This is a genomic window from Escherichia sp. MOD1-EC5189, from assembly GCF_002966045.1.
Taxonomy (GTDB): Bacteria; Pseudomonadota; Gammaproteobacteria; order Enterobacterales; family Enterobacteriaceae; genus Escherichia; species Escherichia coli_F.
Window position 1 is genome coordinate 171,531 of the sequence record NZ_PTRX01000004.1, and the last position, 15,259, is coordinate 186,789.

Below are 15,259 nucleotides of genomic sequence, written 5' to 3' on the forward strand. Positions count from 1 at the left end.
AATCACAAAGTGTTTTGATACGGCAGAATGTTCGAACGCAGCATCTCTTGCGTACCCAGACCGTAGTTGGAGCTCAGGCCGCGAAGTTCGATGTTAAAGCCGATTGCGTTGTCATATACCGCATGTTGTTTATCGTTATCCCAACCGTTCAGCTTCCGCTCGTAACCGACGCGAATCGCATAGCAGCAGGAGCTATATTGCACACCTAACATAGAGTCGGCTTGCTTGTTCGCATTGGTGTCGTAGTAGTAGGCCCCGACAATTGACCAACGATCGGCAATTGGCCAGCTGGCGACGGCACCTACCTGCGAAATACCATTCTTATACTGCTCTGCCGTGGAATAGTACTTAGGCAGCGTAGCCTGAATATATTCCGGGCTGGCGTAACGGTAGTTCAACTGCACCAGACGGTCTTCATCCCGACGGTATTCAATGCTGGAGTTACTGGTGGCTACGTTATCCAGACGCGTGTCGTACTGAATCCCGCCACGCAATCCCCAACGCTCGGAGATACGCCAGTAGGTATCGCCTGCCCATACCAGTGAGCCCGTTTTGTCGTCATTCTCCCATGTTATGTTGTCATCGCCAGTGCGAGACTCCGTGAAATAGTAGATTTGACCAACGGAAATATTAAAACGTTCAACGGCAGCATCATCATATATGCGAGATGTGACACCGGTCGTCACTTGGTTAGCGGAGGCAATACGGTCAAGACCGCCATAAGTCCGGTCCCGGAACAGGCCTGAGTAGTCAGATTGCAGCAGAGACGAGTCGTAGTTATAGATGTCGCTCTGATCGCGATACGGCACGTATAAATACTGCGCGCGCGGTTCCAGCGTTTGGGTATAACCCGGAGCCAGCATTTCCATATCGCGTTCAAAGACCATTTTGCCGTCAACTTTGAATTGCGGCATTACGCGGTTAACGGATTCGTCCAGCTTGGTTGTGTTTCTGGAGTTATACCAGTCAAGATTAGTTTGCTGATAATGGGTTGCCAGCAACTTCGCTTCGGTATTGATGCTGCCCCAGTTATTAGAGAGCGGCAAATTGATGGTCGGCTCCAGGTGAACACGGGTTGCTTCAGGCATGTCGTCTCTGGTGTTAACAAAGTGTACTGCCTGGCCGTAAATGCGTGTATCAAACGGACCAACATCATTCTGGTAGTAGTTAACGTCTAACTGCGGCTCTGCCGAGTAGCTACTGGTGTTCTGCTCGCTGAAGACCTGGAACTGCTTGGTTGAAACGGTGGCATTGAAGTTTTGCACCGCATAGCCAACGCTGAATTTTTGCGTTGCGTAGCCGTCAGTACTGGAACCGTACTTGTTATCAAAATCATTGAAGTAGCTAGGATCGCTGACCTTGGTGTAGTCGACGTTGAAACGCCACACCTGATCCATGACCCCGGAGTGGTTCCAGTAGAACAACCAACGACGTGAACTGTCATCGTTCGGGTGTTCATCTTCATAGACTTTATCGGAAGGCAGATAGTCCAGTTCCATCAAACCTGCGCCCGCCTGGGAGAGGTAGCGGAATTCGTTCTCCCACATGATGTTGCCACGACGATGCATATAATGCGGCGTGATGGTGGCATCCATATTTGGCGCAATGTTCCAGTAATATGGCAGGTAGAACTCAAAGTAGTTGGTGGTGGTGTACTTGGCGTTCGGGATCAAGAAACCAGAACGACGTTTGTCACCCACCGGCAACTGCAAATACGGGCTATAAAAGATCGGTACCGGACCCACTTTAAAGCGGGCGTTCCAGATTTCCGCAACTTGTTCTTCGCGGTCATGAATAATTTCGCTACCTACTACGCTCCAGGTGTCGGAACCCGGCAGACAGGAGGTAAAGCTACCGTTATCCAGAATGGTATAGCGGTTTTCGCCACGTTGTTTCATCAGGTCCGCTTTGCCGCGACCCTGGCGACCCACCATCTGGTAATCACCTTCCCAGACGTTGGTATCTTTGGTGTTCAGGTTCGCCCAGCCTTTCGGCCCTTTGAGGATGACCTGGTTATCGTCGTAATGGACATTACCGAGCGCATCAACGGTACGTACTGGCTCCGGCTGTCCTGGTGCCTCTTTTTGATGGAGCTGCACTTCGTCGGCCTGCAGACGGCTGTTACCCTGCATGATATCCACGCTGCCAGTAAACACGGCGTCATCCGGGTAGTCCCCTTTCGCGTGGTCAGCATTGATAGTCACGGGTAAGTCATTGGTATCGCCCTGTACCAGAGGACGGTCATAGCTTGGCACGCCCAACATGCACTGTGAGGCGAGGTCGGCTGCCAGTCCCTGTTGACTATAAAGGGCGGTGGCAATCATGGTGGCCAGGAGAGTGGGGATACGTTTTTTCATACGTTGATTTTATTGTTCCATCATCGGTAACGTTGCGCGTGACAAACGGTCAGAGACTAACGTACTCGTCATCTCTACGCTAGTGTTAATCCTGTCCGAATAGCGTCAGTGGTGTTAGGCACGGCATTGAATGACAGGTATGATAATGCAAATTATAGGCGATGTCCCACAATTGACCGCAGCCGGAAAACGGTAAAAGCACCTTTATATTGTGGGAGATAGCCCTGATATCCGTGTGTCGATTTGGGGAATATATGCAGTATTGGGGAAAAATCATTGGCGTGGCCGTGGCCTTACTGATGGGCGGCGGCTTTTGGGGCGTAGTGTTAGGCCTGTTAATTGGCCATATGTTTGATAAAGCCCGTAGCCGTAAAATGGCGTGGTTCGCCAACCAGCGTGAGCGTCAGGCGCTGTTTTTTGCCACCACTTTTGAAGTGATGGGCCATTTAACCAAATCCAAAGGTCGCGTCACGGAGGCTGATATTCATATCGCCAGCCAGTTGATGGACCGAATGAACCTTCATGGCGCTTCCCGTACTGCGGCGCAAAACGCGTTCCGGGTGGGAAAATCAGACAATTACCCGCTGCGCGAAAAGATGCGCCAGTTTCGCAGTGTCTGCTTTGGTCGTTTTGACTTAATTCGTATGTTTCTGGAGATCCAGATTCAGGCGGCGTTTGCTGATGGTTCGCTGCATCCGAATGAACGGGCGGTGCTGTATGTCATTGCTGAAGAATTAGGGATCTCCCGTGCCCAGTTTGACCAGTTTTTGCGCATGATGCAGGGCGGTGCACAGTTTGGCGGCGGTTATCAGCAGCAATCTGGCGGTGGTAACTGGCAGCAAGCGCAGCGTGGCCCGACGCTGGAAGATGCCTGTAATGTGCTGGGTGTGAAGCCGACGGATGATGCGACCACCATCAAACGTGCCTACCGTAAGCTGATGAGTGAACACCATCCCGATAAGCTGGTGGCGAAAGGTTTGCCGCCTGAGATGATGGAGATGGCGAAGCAAAAAGCGCAGGAAATTCAGCAGGCCTATGAGCTGATAAAGCAGCAGAAAGGGTTTAAATAACCCTGTAAATGATGCTGAGTAACTGCCCACGATTAAAGGTGGCCGCCCTGGCGGTCACTTCTTTGAGAAAAGGCGTTTACTCAGAATGGTTGACAGGCTCAATGCACGGTTTACGGGAGGGGTTCTGTTGGTTTTATCGCGTTGACCCTGCTTAAGGTTGAGAGCTTAACGACGAGCGGAATTATATTTTTACGTCTTAAAAATAAAAACCACATACCCGAATGAGCGATTTTTGAAAGTATATTTATTGAGAGCGCGCATGATGAGTTTTTAACGCAATGCGAGGCTATTACCATGAAAGTATCAGTTCCAGGCATGCCGGCTACACTTTTAAATATGAGCAATAACGATATTTATAAGATGGTGAGCGGGGACAAGATGGACGTGAAGATGAATATCTTTCAACGCTTGTGGGAGACGTTACGTCATCTGTTCTGGTCAGATAAACAGCCTGAGGCTTATAAACTTCTGTTCAATTTCGTGAATAAAAAGGCTGGCAACATCAACGCCTCAAAATACTTTACTGGGGCTGTCAATGAGAATGAGAAAGAAAAGTTTATCCATAGTCTGGAATTATTCAATGAACTCAAAACATGCGTAAAAAATCCGGATGAGATGGTCGCAAAGGGCAATATGCGCTGGGTCGCCGAGACCTTCGGTGATATCGAGTTAAGTGTCACTTTTTTTATTGAAAATAAGGAGATATGTACTCAGACGTTGCAGCTGCATAAAGGCCCAGGTAACTTGGGCGTTGATCTTAGAGAGGCTTACCTTCCCGGCGTTGACATGAGGGATTGTTACTTTGGTAAAAAAATAATGAAAGATAGCAATGAAAACCTTTACATGAAACCTGGGTGGAATGCTAACCTGGACGGTGCTATCCTGGACGGTGCTACCGTGGACGGTGCTACCCGCCTATATGCTGAGGTAATTATTATTAATAAAATCACCCCCAAAAAAATTGTTACTGAAGGCGTTGCTACTAAACAAAGTACTGCTGAAAAATTATTGCCAACGCAATTATTGAATGATCCAGAATAAGCTAAGGTTGAAGGGGCTGGAACGCCCCTTCAACCTTAGCAGTAGCGTGGGATGATTTCACAATTAGAAAGATCTGCATGATGAGCTAGAGAAGATGCTGGTGATGCAAGGCGTCGTGCACGACGCGGATCACCGAGATGGGCATCGCCAACCAGACTGCTAATTAGCCCATGAATAACAATCAGAAAGGACCATAACAGACCCGATAAAATGAAATAATAGAGACGATCAACGGGTGAAGAAAAAGTTCAAAAATTCGCTGTGGAGCAGGAAGGGAATTACCGAATGGAAAGCGTAGCCACACGCAACAACTGAAAGCAGTTTGGCAGAAACAAAAAATCCCCGGACTCGGGGATTTATGTACAAGAGGCAGCCCTTAGGATGAGGGTATAAACGTACAGAAAAGGATTAAAAATCCGCTGGCGCCTTAAACGTCATACTATTGCCATACGCCGGATGGGTAATCGTCAGCATCTCGGCATGCAGCAACAAACGCGGTGCCATAGCTCTCGCTTCTGGTGATGCATAAAAACGATCGCCGAGAATCGGATGGCCCAGCGCCAGCATATGCACACGCAGCTGATGCGAACGCCCGGTAATCGGTTTTAACACCACTCTTGCTGTGTTATCCGCTGCATACTCCACCACTTCATATTCCGTCTGCGCAGGTTTACCCGTTTCGTAACAGACTTTCTGTTTCGGGCGGTTTGGCCAGTCGCAAATCAGCGGCAGATCTACCAGACCTTCCGCACGGGATGGATGTCCCCAGACGCGGGCCACATACTGCTTTTTCGGCTCGCGCTCGCGGAACTGGCGTTTTAATTCCCGCTCCGCGGCTTTGGTCAGCGCCACTACAATCACGCCGCTGGTAGCCATATCCAGACGATGCACCGATTCCGCCTGTGGATAATCACGCTGAATGCGTGTCATCACGCTGTCTTTGTGCTCTTCCAGACGCCCCGGCACAGACAACAAACCGCTCGGCTTGTTGACCACCATAATGTGGTCATCCTGATACAGGATAACCAGCCAGGGCTCCTGCGGCGGATTGTAGTTTTCCATCCCCATCTTTGGCTCCGTTACTGATGCGTCACAACGATCAAACGCAGGGCATCCAGACGCCAGCCTGCCTGATCCAGGCTTTCCATTACCTGCTGACGGTTGCTCTCAATGGCGGTCAGTTCATCGTCACGAATGTTCGGGTTCACTGCGCGCAGAGCTTCCAGACGAGACAGCTCGGCAGACAATTTTTCGTCGGCTTCGTTACGTGCTGCATCAATCAATGCACGGGCAGATTTCTCGATCTGCGCTTCACCCAACTGAAGGATAGCGTGAACATCCTGCTGCACGGCATTAACCAGCTTGCTGCCAGTGTGGCGGTTAACCGCGTTAAGCTGACGGTTAAAGGTTTCAAACTCCACCTGCGCCGCCAGGTTGTTGCCATTTTTATCCAGCAGCATACGTACCGGCGTCGGCGGCAGGAAGCGGTTGAGCTGCAACTGCTTCGGAGCCTGGGCTTCAACGACATAAATCAATTCCACCAACAGCGTACCTACCGGCAACGCTTTGTTTTTCAACAGTGAAATCGTGCTGCTACCGGTATCGCCAGAGAGGATCAGATCCAGACCGTTGCGGATCAGCGGATGCTCCCAGGTAATAAACTGCGCATCTTCACGCGCCAGCGCCACCTCACGGTCGAAGGTGATGGTGATGCCATCTTCCGACAGGCCCGGGAAGTCCGGCACCAGCATATGATCGGACGGCGTCAGCACGATCATGTTGTCGCCGCGATCGTCCTGATTGATACCGATAATATCGAACAGGTTCATGGCGAAGGCGATCAGGTTGGTATCGTCATCCTGCTCTTCAATGCTTTCAGCTAATGCCTGCGCTTTTTCGCCACCGTTGGAGTGGATCTCCAGCAGGCGGTCACGACCCTGTTCCAGCTGTGCCTTCAACGCCTCGTGCTGCTCGCGGCAGTTTTTGATCAGATCGTCAAAGCCTTCGGTTTGATCCGGTGAGGCCAGGTAGTTAATCAGATCGTTATACACGCTATCGTAGATAGTGCGTCCGGTCGGGCAGGTGTGCTCGAATGCATCCAGACCTTCGTGATACCAGCGCACCAGTACCGACTGAGCGGTTTTTTCCAGATAAGGCACATGGATCTGAATATCGTGTGCCTGACCGATACGATCCAGACGACCAATACGCTGCTCCAGCAGATCCGGGTTGAACGGCAGATCGAACATTACCATGTGGCTGGCGAACTGGAAGTTACGCCCTTCAGAACCGATTTCCGAACACAGCAGCACCTGCGCGCCGGTGTCTTCTTCGGCAAACCATGCCGCAGCGCGGTCACGCTCAATAATCGACATGCCTTCGTGGAACACCGCGGCGCGGATACCTTCACGCTCACGCAGTACCTGCTCCAGTTGCAGCGCGGTAGCGGCTTTAGCGCAGATCACCAGCACTTTCTGAGAGCGATGGCTGGTCAGGTAACCCATCAGCCACTCAACGCGCGGGTCGAAGTTCCACCAGGTGGCGTTATCGCCTTCAAATTCCTGATAAATACGCTCCGGGTAGAGCATATCGCGAGCGCGATCTTCCGCACTTTTACGTGCGCCCATAATGCCGGACACTTTAATCGCCGTCTGATACTGCGTCGGCAGCGGCAGCTTAATAGTGTGCAGCTCGCGTTTCGGGAAGCCTTTCACACCGTTACGCGTGTTACGGAACAGCACGCGGCTGGTGCCGTGGCGATCCATCAGCATGGAAACCAGTTCCTGACGGGCGCTCTGGGCATCTTGGCTGTCGCTGTTTGCCGCCTGCAGCAACGGCTCGATATCCTGCTCGCCGATCATCTCGCCAAGCATGTTCAGTTCATCATTGCTCAGTTTGTTACCTGCCAGTAGCATGGCAACGGCATCTGCTACCGGACGATAATTTTTCTGCTCTTCAACGAACTGCGCGAAATCGTGGAAACGGTTCGGGTCCAGCAGGCGCAGACGGGCGAAGTGGCTTTCCATCCCCAGTTGTTCCGGGGTCGCAGTCAGCAGCAGAACGCCGGGCACATGCTCTGCCAGTTGTTCAATGGCCTGATATTCACGGCTCGGCGCATCTTCGCTCCACACCAGATGATGCGCTTCATCGACCACCAGCAGATCCCATTCGGCTTCACAGAGATGTTCCAGCCGCTGTTTGCTACGACGGGCAAAATCCAGCGAGCAAATCACCAGCTGTTCGGTATCGAACGGGTTGTAAGCATCGTGCTGAGCTTCGGCATAACGCTCATCATCAAATAGCGCAAAACGCAGGTTGAAACGGCGCAGCATTTCTACCAGCCACTGATGCTGTAAGGTTTCCGGGACGATAATCAGTACACGTTCAGCAGCGCCAGAGAGCAACTGCTGATGCAGGATCATCCCGGCTTCAATGGTTTTCCCTAAACCCACTTCGTCAGCCAGCAGGACGCGCGGCGCATGGCGGCGACCAACATCATGAGCGATGTTGAGCTGATGCGGGATCAGACTGGTACGCTGACCGCGCAGGCCGCTGTACGGCATACGGAACTGTTCGCTGGAATATTTACGTGCGCGATAACGCAGCGCAAAGCGGTCCATACGGTCAATCTGCCCGGCAAACAGACGGTCCTGCGGTTTGCTGAACACCAGTTTGCTATCAAGGAAAACTTCACGCAGGGCTACGCCGGACTCTTCAGTATCCAGGCGAGTACCGATATAGGTCAGCAAGCCATTTTCTTCTTTTACTTCTTCGACTTGCATCTGCCAGCCGTCATGGCTGGTAATGGTATCACCAGGGTTGAACATCACGCGGGTCACGGGGGAATCACTGCGTGCGTACAGACGGTTTTCACCAGTAGATGGGAAAAGTAAAGTGACAGTTCGCGCATCCACCGCGACAACGGTTCCAAGTCCCAATTCGCTTTCTGTATCGCTGATCCAGCGTTGACCAAGTGTAAAAGGCATATGTGTTCGGCTCTATATCTTTAATTGCAGGCAATAACCACCCGCTACCGTGCTTATGAGGTAGTGGTGTTATTCAGGTCCAGGAATGGAAAGGGCGCTATGGTACTGGATGGCAAAGCATTCGTCACGCATCAAAATGGTATCTGGCGAACTCTTTTTTTGCTCAAAATAGCCCAAGTTGCCCGGTCATAAGTGTAGCAAAATTATCCTCAATAAAAGGGAGTATTCCCTCCGCCACGGGTTGTAGCTGGCGGGTCAGATAGTGTTCGTAATCCAGCGGTGAACGTTGGTAGTCCAGCGGCTCCGGGCCGTTGGTGGTCCATACGTACTTAATGGTGCCGCGGTTCTGATATTGCAAGGGGCGACCGCGCTTTTGGTTTTCTTCATCGGCAAGGCGAGCGGCGCGTACATGAGGCGGAACATTACGCTGATATTCGCTCAGCGGACGGCGAAGGCGTTTACGGTAAACCAGCCGCGCATCCAGTTCACCCGCCATCAGTTTGTCGATGGTTTCGCGGACGTACTCCTGATATGGCTCGTTGCGGAAGATACGCAGGTAAAGCTCCTGCTGAAACTGCTGGGCCAGCGGCGTCCAGTCGGTGCGCACGGTTTCCAGCCCTTTAAACACCATCCGCTGCTTATCGCCCTCCTGAATCAGCCCGGCATACCGTTTTTTACTGCCGGTATCGGCTCCGCGAATGGTTGGCATCAGAAAACGGCAGAAATGGGTTTCATACTCCAGTTCTAATGCGCTAGTCAGCCGTTGCTGTTGCAACGTTTCTGCCCACCAGGCGTTAACGTGCTGCACCAGTGCACGACCGATTTTCGCCGCTTCTTCTTCGGAGTGCGCGCCTTTCAGCCAGACAAACGTTGAGTCAGTATCGCCGTAGATTACGTCATAGCCCTGCGCTTCAATCAACGCTTTGGTTTGCCGCATGATCTGATGACCACGCATGGTGATTGACGACGCCAGGCGGGGATCGAAGAAGCGACAGGCGGTAGTCCCGAGCACGCCATAAAAGGCATTCATGATGATCTTCAGCGCCTGCGACAGTGGCTTATTGCCCTGGCGTTTGGCTTCATCGCGCCCGTGCCAGATGTTAGTCACAATCTCCGGCAGGCAATGTTTCTCCCGCGAGAACCAGGCATCGAGAAAGCCTTCGGTGCTGTGCTCTGGATCAGGCTGCGCCATGCCTTCCACCAGCCCGACGGGATCAATCAGAAAGGTGCGGATGATCGACGGGTACAGGCTTTTATAGTCCAGCACCAGTACCGAATCATAAAGCCCAGGCCGCGAATCCATCACATAGCCGCCAGGGCTGGCGTGCGGCGGCACTTCGCCGAGATTAGGCGCGACATAACCAGCACGATGCATTCGGGGAAAATAGAGATGACCAAACGCCGCCACCGATCCCCCGTGCCGATCTACTGGGAGGCCGTTCACCGTCGCCCGTTCGAGTAGAAACGGCATGATTTCAGTTTTGTGGAAGATCTGCGTCACCAGCTCGCAATCTTTCAGGTTATAAGTCGCCAGGGCAGGTTTATCTTCGGCGAAACGGCGGTCAATTTCGTCCATCCGATCCCACGGGTTATCGATAGATTTTCCTTCGCCTAATAACTCCTGAGCGACGGTTTCCAGCGAGAATGAAGAGAAATTCCAGAATGCAGATTTCAGCGCCTCAATACCGTCGATAATTAGCCGACCTTTAGCCTGGGCAAAAAACACACCGTTTTTAAAGCCGTGCTCGCGCCACTCCAGCTCACTGTTATCGCGCCCCAGACGCAGTGGAATACGGTAGCGCTCGGCATGTTTTTGCAGCATTCGCAGATCGAACTGCACCACGTTCCAGCCGATGATCACATCAGGATCGTGGTTAGCAAACCAGGCGTTGAGTTTTTCCAGCAGCTGCGGACGACTGGCGACGTACTCCAGTTCGAAATCAAGCGCGGAGGCATCGCCATTCTCCGGCCCCAGCATATAAACGATGCGCTGCCCGCAGCCTTCCAGACCGATGCAGTACAGTTCACCGTGGCGGGTGGTTTCAATATCAATAGAAACCCACTTGAGCGGCGGGCGGTAGTCGGGATGCGGTTTCAGACGGGCATTAACGATAGCGCCATTGCGCATATCACCCTCGACCCACACCGGAGAGGTGATAAACCGCTCCATCAGATAGCGTTCCGGCGGGCGCACATCGGCCTCGTAGACGGTAACGCCACCTTCACGCAGGCGCTTTTCGTAATTCATTAACTGGCGATGGGCGCGACAGTAAAGGCCATACACCGGCTGGCGATGAAAATCCTTTAACGCCAGCGGCGTCAGGCGAAAGCCTTGTTCACCCTGCAAAATATGCTGGGCGCGGGGAACCTGATCGGCGGGAATAAACGCCACGGACTCTTGCGGTGCAAGCGTAACCTGCAACGGCCCGTTGTCCGTCGCTAACCAGAAAGAGACCTCTGTCCCTTGCGGGGTGTCCCGCCAGTGTCGGGTTAAGATAAAACCTGCCTGCGCCACGCTGAAAATCCAATAAAAAACCAGGCTTGAGTATAGCCTGGTTTTGGTTGACTGGCTGTGGTTTTATACAGTCATTACTGGCCGTAATAGGCTTTTGCGCCATGCTTACGCAGATAGTGTTTATCCAGCAATGTTTGCTGCATATCTGGCAATTGCGGGGCTAACTGGCGGCAGAAAATCCCCATATAAGCGACTTCTTCCAGCACGATGGCGTTATGCACTGCGTCTTCAGCGTTTTTACCCCATGCAAACGGGCCGTGAGAATGGACCAGAACGCCAGGCATTTGCGCTGCGTCGATACCCTGTTTTTCGAAAGTTTCAACGATGACGTTACCGGTTTCCCACTCATATTCGCCATTGATTTCTGCATCGGTCATTTTGCGAGTGCAGGGAATGGTGCCGTAGAAATAGTCGGCGTGGGTGGTGCCGGTTGCCGGAATTGACTGGCCCGCCTGCGCCCAGATGGTGGCGTGGCGGGAGTGCGTATGCACAATGCCGCCAATGGACGGGAATGCCTGATAGAGCAGCCGGTGAGTTGGCGTGTCGGAGGAGGGCTTTTTCGTACCTTCAACCACTTCACCGGTTTCGATGCTGACCACGACCATATCGTCAGCGGTCATGACGTTGTAATCGACGCCGGAAGGTTTGATTACAAAGACGCCGCGCTCGCGATCAACGGCGCTGACGTTGCCCCAGGTCAGCGTGACCAGGTTGTGTTTTGGCAGCGCCAGGTTGGCTTCTAAAACCTGGCGTTTGAGATCTTCTAACATGTTGACTCCTTCGTGCCGGATGCGCTTTGCTTATCCGGCCTACAAAATCACAGCGCGTAGGCCTGATAAGACGCGTCAGCGTCGCATCAGGCGTTACATACCTGATGCGGCTACTTAGCGACGAAATCCGTAATACACTTCGTTCCAGCGCAGTGCATCTTTAAACGCTGGCAGGCGGGTGTCGTTATCAATCACCGTGATTTCAATGTCGTGCATCTCGGCGAACTGGCGCATATCGTTGAGGTTCAACGCATGGCTGAAGACGGTGTGGTGCGCGCCACCAGCAAGGATCCACGCTTCGGAAGCGGTTGGTAGATCCGGCTGCGCTTTCCACAGCGCATTCGCCACCGGCAGTTTCGGCAGGGTGTGCGGCGTTTTCACCGTGTCGATGCAGTTAACCAGCAGACGGTAACGATCGCCGAGATCAATCAGGCTGGCGACAATGGCCGGACCGGTTTGGGTGTTGAAGATTAGGCGGGCCGGGTCGTCTTTACCACCAATACCGAGGTGCTGAACGTCGAGGATCGGTTTCTCTTCTGCGGCGATCGACGGGCAGACTTCCAGCATGTGGGAGCCGAGCACCAGGTCATTACCTTTCTCGAAGTGGTAGGTATAGTCCTCCATAAAAGAGGTGCCGCCCTGCAGACCGGTTGACATCACCTTCATGATGCGAAGCAGGGCGGCAGTTTTCCAGTCGCCTTCGCCCGCAAAGCCGTAGCCCTGCTGCATCAGACGCTGCACGGCCAGGCCTGGAAGCTGCTTCAGACCGTGCAAATCTTCAAAGGTGGTGGTGAAAGCATGGAAGCCACCTTGTTCCAGGAAACGCTTCATTCCCAGCTCAATACGCGCAGCTTCCAGCACGTTCTGCCGTTTTTCGCCGTGGATTTGTGTCGCAGGCGTCATGGTGTAGCAGCTTTCGTACTCATCGACCAGCGCGTTAACATCGCCATCGCTGATGGAGTTCACCACCTGCACCAGATCGCCAACCGCCCAGGTATTGACGGAGAAACCGAATTTGATTTGTGCGGCAACTTTATCGCCATCGGTGACCGCTACTTCACGCATGTTATCGCCAAAGCGGCAAACTTTCAGATGACGGGTATCCTGTTTAGAGACCGCCTGACGCATCCATGAGCCGATACGCTCATGTGCCTGTTTATCCTGCCAGTGACCGGTAACGACGGCATGTTGCTGACGCATACGTGCGCCAATGAAGCCAAACTCGCGACCGCCATGTGCAGTCTGGTTCAGGTTCATAAAGTCCATGTCGATACTGTCCCACGGCAGCGCCGCGTTGAACTGGGTGTGGAATTGCAGCAACGGTTTGTTGAGCATGGTCAGGCCGTTGATCCACATTTTGGCCGGGGAAAAGGTGTGCAGCCACACCACCAGACCTGCACAACGATCGTCGTAATTCGCGTCGCGGCAAATAGCGGTGATTTCATCCGGCGTGGTGCCCAGCGGTTTCAGCACCAGTTTGCAGGGCAGTTTCGCTTCCGTATTCAGCGCATTAACGACGTGCTCGGCATGTTGGGTGACCTGACGCAGGGTTTCCGGGCCATACAGATGCTGGCTGCCAATTACAAACCACACTTCATAATTATCAAAAATCGTCATTGTCGTGTCCTTATAGAGTCGGAATGGCCTGGGCAGCCTGTGCCGGGGCGGAAGTTGGAAGATAGTGTTGTTCGGCGCTCATCGCCCATTGCTGATAGCGGCGATAAAGCTGTTCAAAGCGTTGTGCCTGTTCGCTGCGCGGTTGCAGGGTTTTCTCTACCGCACTGGCCATTTTTTGCTGTGCTGATGGGATATCTGCGTGCACTTTCGCGGCGACGGCAGCGAAAATCGCCGCACCGAGCGCACAGCACTGGTCAGAGGCAACAATTTGCAGCGGGCGATTCAGCACGTCGCAGCAGGCCTGCATAATGACCTGGTTTTTCCGCGCGATGCCGCCCAGCGCCATCACGTTATTAACGGCGATCCCCTGATCGGTAAAGCACTCCATAATTGCACGTGCGCCAAAGGCGGTGGCAGCAATCAAACCGCCGAACAGCAGCGGAGCGTCGGTAGCGAGGTTCAGATCGGTAATCACCCCTTTCAGGCGTTGGTTAGCGTTCGGTGTGCGGCGGCCGTTAAACCAGTCGAGCACCACCGGCAGGTGATCCAGAGACGGATTTTGAGCCCATGCTTCGGTCAACGCCGGAAGCAGTTGTTTCTGGCTGGCGTTGATTTGCTCTTTCAGTTCCGGATGCTGGGCGGCAAGCTGTTCCAGCGGCCAGCTGAGTACGCGTCCAAACCAGGCGTAGATATCACCAAACGCCGACTGACCTGCTTCCAGACCGATAAATCCAGGCACCACGCTGCCATCAACCTGACCGCAAATGCCTTTAACTGCCCGCTCGCCAACGCTCTGTTTGTCGGCAATCAGAATGTCGCAGGTGGAAGTACCGATAACTTTTACCAGAGCGTTAGGCTGTGCGCCTGCGCCAACTGCGCCCATATGGCAGTCAAACGCGCCGCCGGAAATCACCACGCTTTCAGGCAGGCCGAGACGCTGCGCCCATTCCGGGCATAACGTGCCCACCGGAATATCGGCAGTCCAGGTGTCAGTGAACAGCGGGGAAGGCAAATGGCGATTGAGGATCGGGTCCAGTTCGTCAAAGAAACTGGCTGGCGGCAGGCCGCCCCAGCTTTCGTGCCACAGAGATTTATGTCCGGCGCTGCAACGTCCGCGGCGAATATCCTGCGGGCGCGTGGTGCCACTGAGCAGGGCGGGCACCCAGTCGCAAAGTTCAATCCACGATGCGGCAGATTGCGCCACGGCGCTGTCCTGGCGCGTCACATGCAGGATTTTTGCCCAGAACCATTCGCTGGAATAAATACCGCCAATATAGCGGGAGTAGTCAACTTTGCCCGGCGCGTGACACAAACGGGTAATCGCTTCCGCTTCTTCAACCGCGGTGTGGTCTTTCCACAATACGAACATCGCGTTCGGGTTTTCGGCAAACTCCGGGCGCAGCGCCAGGACGTTACCGTCGGCGTCAATCGGTGCGGGCGTCGAGCCGGTTGTGTCAACGCCAATCCCGACCACGGTTGCGCGCTGCTCGGCGCTAAGCTCTGCAAGCACGGTTTTCAGCGCCGCTTCCATTGACTCAATGTAGTCACGCGGATGATGACGGAACTGGTTATTTGGGGCATCACAAAATTGCCCTTTCTGCCAACGGGGATACCACTCTACGCTGGTGGCGATCTCTTCACCGGTGGCGCAGTCCACCGCCAAAGCTCGCACAGAATCACTGCCAAAATCGAGGCCAATTGCAATCGCCATCGTTTCACTCCATCCAAAAAAACGGGTATGGAGAAACAGTAGAGAGTTGCGAAAAAAAGCGTCAGGTAGGATCCGCTAATCTTATGGATAAAAATGCTATGGCATAGCAAAGTGTGACGCCGTGCAAATAATCAATGTGGACTTTTCTGCCGTGATTATAGACACTTTTGTTACGCGTTTTTGTCATGGCTT

The 15,259-nt window shown here is 53.3% G+C and carries 9 protein-coding genes and 1 pseudogene; 2 read left to right on the plus strand and 8 right to left on the minus strand.

Going from position 1 to position 15,259, the window contains the following annotated elements; genetic code table 11:
* Positions 1–2 precede the first annotated feature (2 nt).
* The gene (gene lptD / locus ATB02_RS05005) at positions 3–2,357 is read right to left on the minus strand and encodes an LPS assembly protein LptD (protein WP_000746151.1); all 2,355 of its coding nucleotides are present in this window, start codon (positions 2,355–2,357) and stop codon (positions 3–5) included.
* A gap of 254 nt (positions 2,358–2,611) precedes the next feature.
* Between lptD and djlA the strand changes: the two genes are divergently transcribed.
* Together djlA and espY1 are read left to right on the plus strand one after the other, a co-directional pair.
* Positions 2,612–3,427, plus strand: coding sequence for a co-chaperone DjlA (djlA, locus tag ATB02_RS05010; RefSeq protein ID WP_001200573.1), 816 nt, complete (start codon positions 2,612–2,614; stop codon positions 3,425–3,427).
* Between the two features lie 294 nt (positions 3,428–3,721).
* On the plus strand, positions 3,722–4,468 hold the full coding sequence (gene espY1 / locus ATB02_RS05015; protein ID WP_105271181.1) for a T3SS effector EspY1: 747 nt from the start codon (positions 3,722–3,724) through the stop codon (positions 4,466–4,468).
* A gap of 16 nt (positions 4,469–4,484) precedes the next feature.
* Here the strand turns inward: espY1 and ATB02_RS05020 are convergent.
* The 7 genes and pseudogenes from ATB02_RS05020 to araB all read right to left on the minus strand — a co-directional run.
* Positions 4,485–4,663: pseudogene (locus tag ATB02_RS05020) on the minus strand (transposase DNA-binding-containing protein); the annotation flags it as partial.
* Positions 4,664–4,876: 213 nt separating this feature from the next.
* On the minus strand, positions 4,877–5,536 hold the full coding sequence (gene rluA, locus ATB02_RS05025; RefSeq protein ID WP_105271182.1) for a bifunctional tRNA pseudouridine(32) synthase/23S rRNA pseudouridine(746) synthase RluA: 660 nt from the start codon (positions 5,534–5,536) through the stop codon (positions 4,877–4,879).
* Positions 5,537–5,547: 11 nt separating this feature from the next.
* Positions 5,548–8,454 (minus strand): RNA polymerase-associated protein RapA, encoded by a 2,907-nt coding sequence (gene rapA / locus ATB02_RS05030; protein ID WP_105271183.1) that lies wholly within the window; start codon positions 8,452–8,454, stop codon positions 5,548–5,550.
* A 163-nt stretch (positions 8,455–8,617) separates the two neighbouring features.
* Positions 8,618–10,969 (minus strand): DNA polymerase II, encoded by a 2,352-nt coding sequence (gene polB / locus ATB02_RS05035; RefSeq protein WP_088541453.1) that lies wholly within the window; start codon positions 10,967–10,969, stop codon positions 8,618–8,620.
* Positions 10,970–11,043: 74 nt separating this feature from the next.
* Entirely contained in the window at positions 11,044–11,739 is a 696-nt protein-coding gene (araD, locus tag ATB02_RS05040; protein WP_000888652.1) for an L-ribulose-5-phosphate 4-epimerase, read from the minus strand.
* A gap of 114 nt (positions 11,740–11,853) precedes the next feature.
* Complete coding sequence (araA, locus tag ATB02_RS05045; RefSeq protein WP_000151727.1) at positions 11,854–13,356, minus strand: L-arabinose isomerase; 1,503 nt, start codon at positions 13,354–13,356, stop codon at positions 11,854–11,856.
* A 10-nt stretch (positions 13,357–13,366) separates the two neighbouring features.
* Positions 13,367–15,067, minus strand: coding sequence for a ribulokinase (gene araB / locus ATB02_RS05050; protein ID WP_105271184.1), 1,701 nt, complete (start codon positions 15,065–15,067; stop codon positions 13,367–13,369).
* Between the last annotated feature and the right edge of the window lie 192 nt (positions 15,068–15,259).

Excerpts from the sequence above, each read along its gene's own strand:
- lptD (WP_000746151.1), bottom strand. The coding sequence starts at position 2,357 with ATGAAAAAACGTATCCCCACTCTCCTGGCCACCATGATTGCCACCGCC.
- djlA (WP_001200573.1), top strand. The coding sequence starts at position 2,612 with ATGCAGTATTGGGGAAAAATCATTGGCGTGGCCGTGGCCTTACTGATG.
- espY1 (WP_105271181.1), top strand. The coding sequence starts at position 3,722 with ATGAAAGTATCAGTTCCAGGCATGCCGGCTACACTTTTAAATATGAGC.
- rluA (WP_105271182.1), bottom strand. The coding sequence starts at position 5,536 with ATGGGGATGGAAAACTACAATCCGCCGCAGGAGCCCTGGCTGGTTATC.
- rapA (WP_105271183.1), bottom strand. The coding sequence starts at position 8,454 with ATGCCTTTTACACTTGGTCAACGCTGGATCAGCGATACAGAAAGCGAA.
- araD (WP_000888652.1), bottom strand. The coding sequence starts at position 11,739 with ATGTTAGAAGATCTCAAACGCCAGGTTTTAGAAGCCAACCTGGCGCTG.
- araA (WP_000151727.1), bottom strand. The coding sequence starts at position 13,356 with ATGACGATTTTTGATAATTATGAAGTGTGGTTTGTAATTGGCAGCCAG.
- araB (WP_105271184.1), bottom strand. The coding sequence starts at position 15,067 with ATGGCGATTGCAATTGGCCTCGATTTTGGCAGTGATTCTGTGCGAGCT.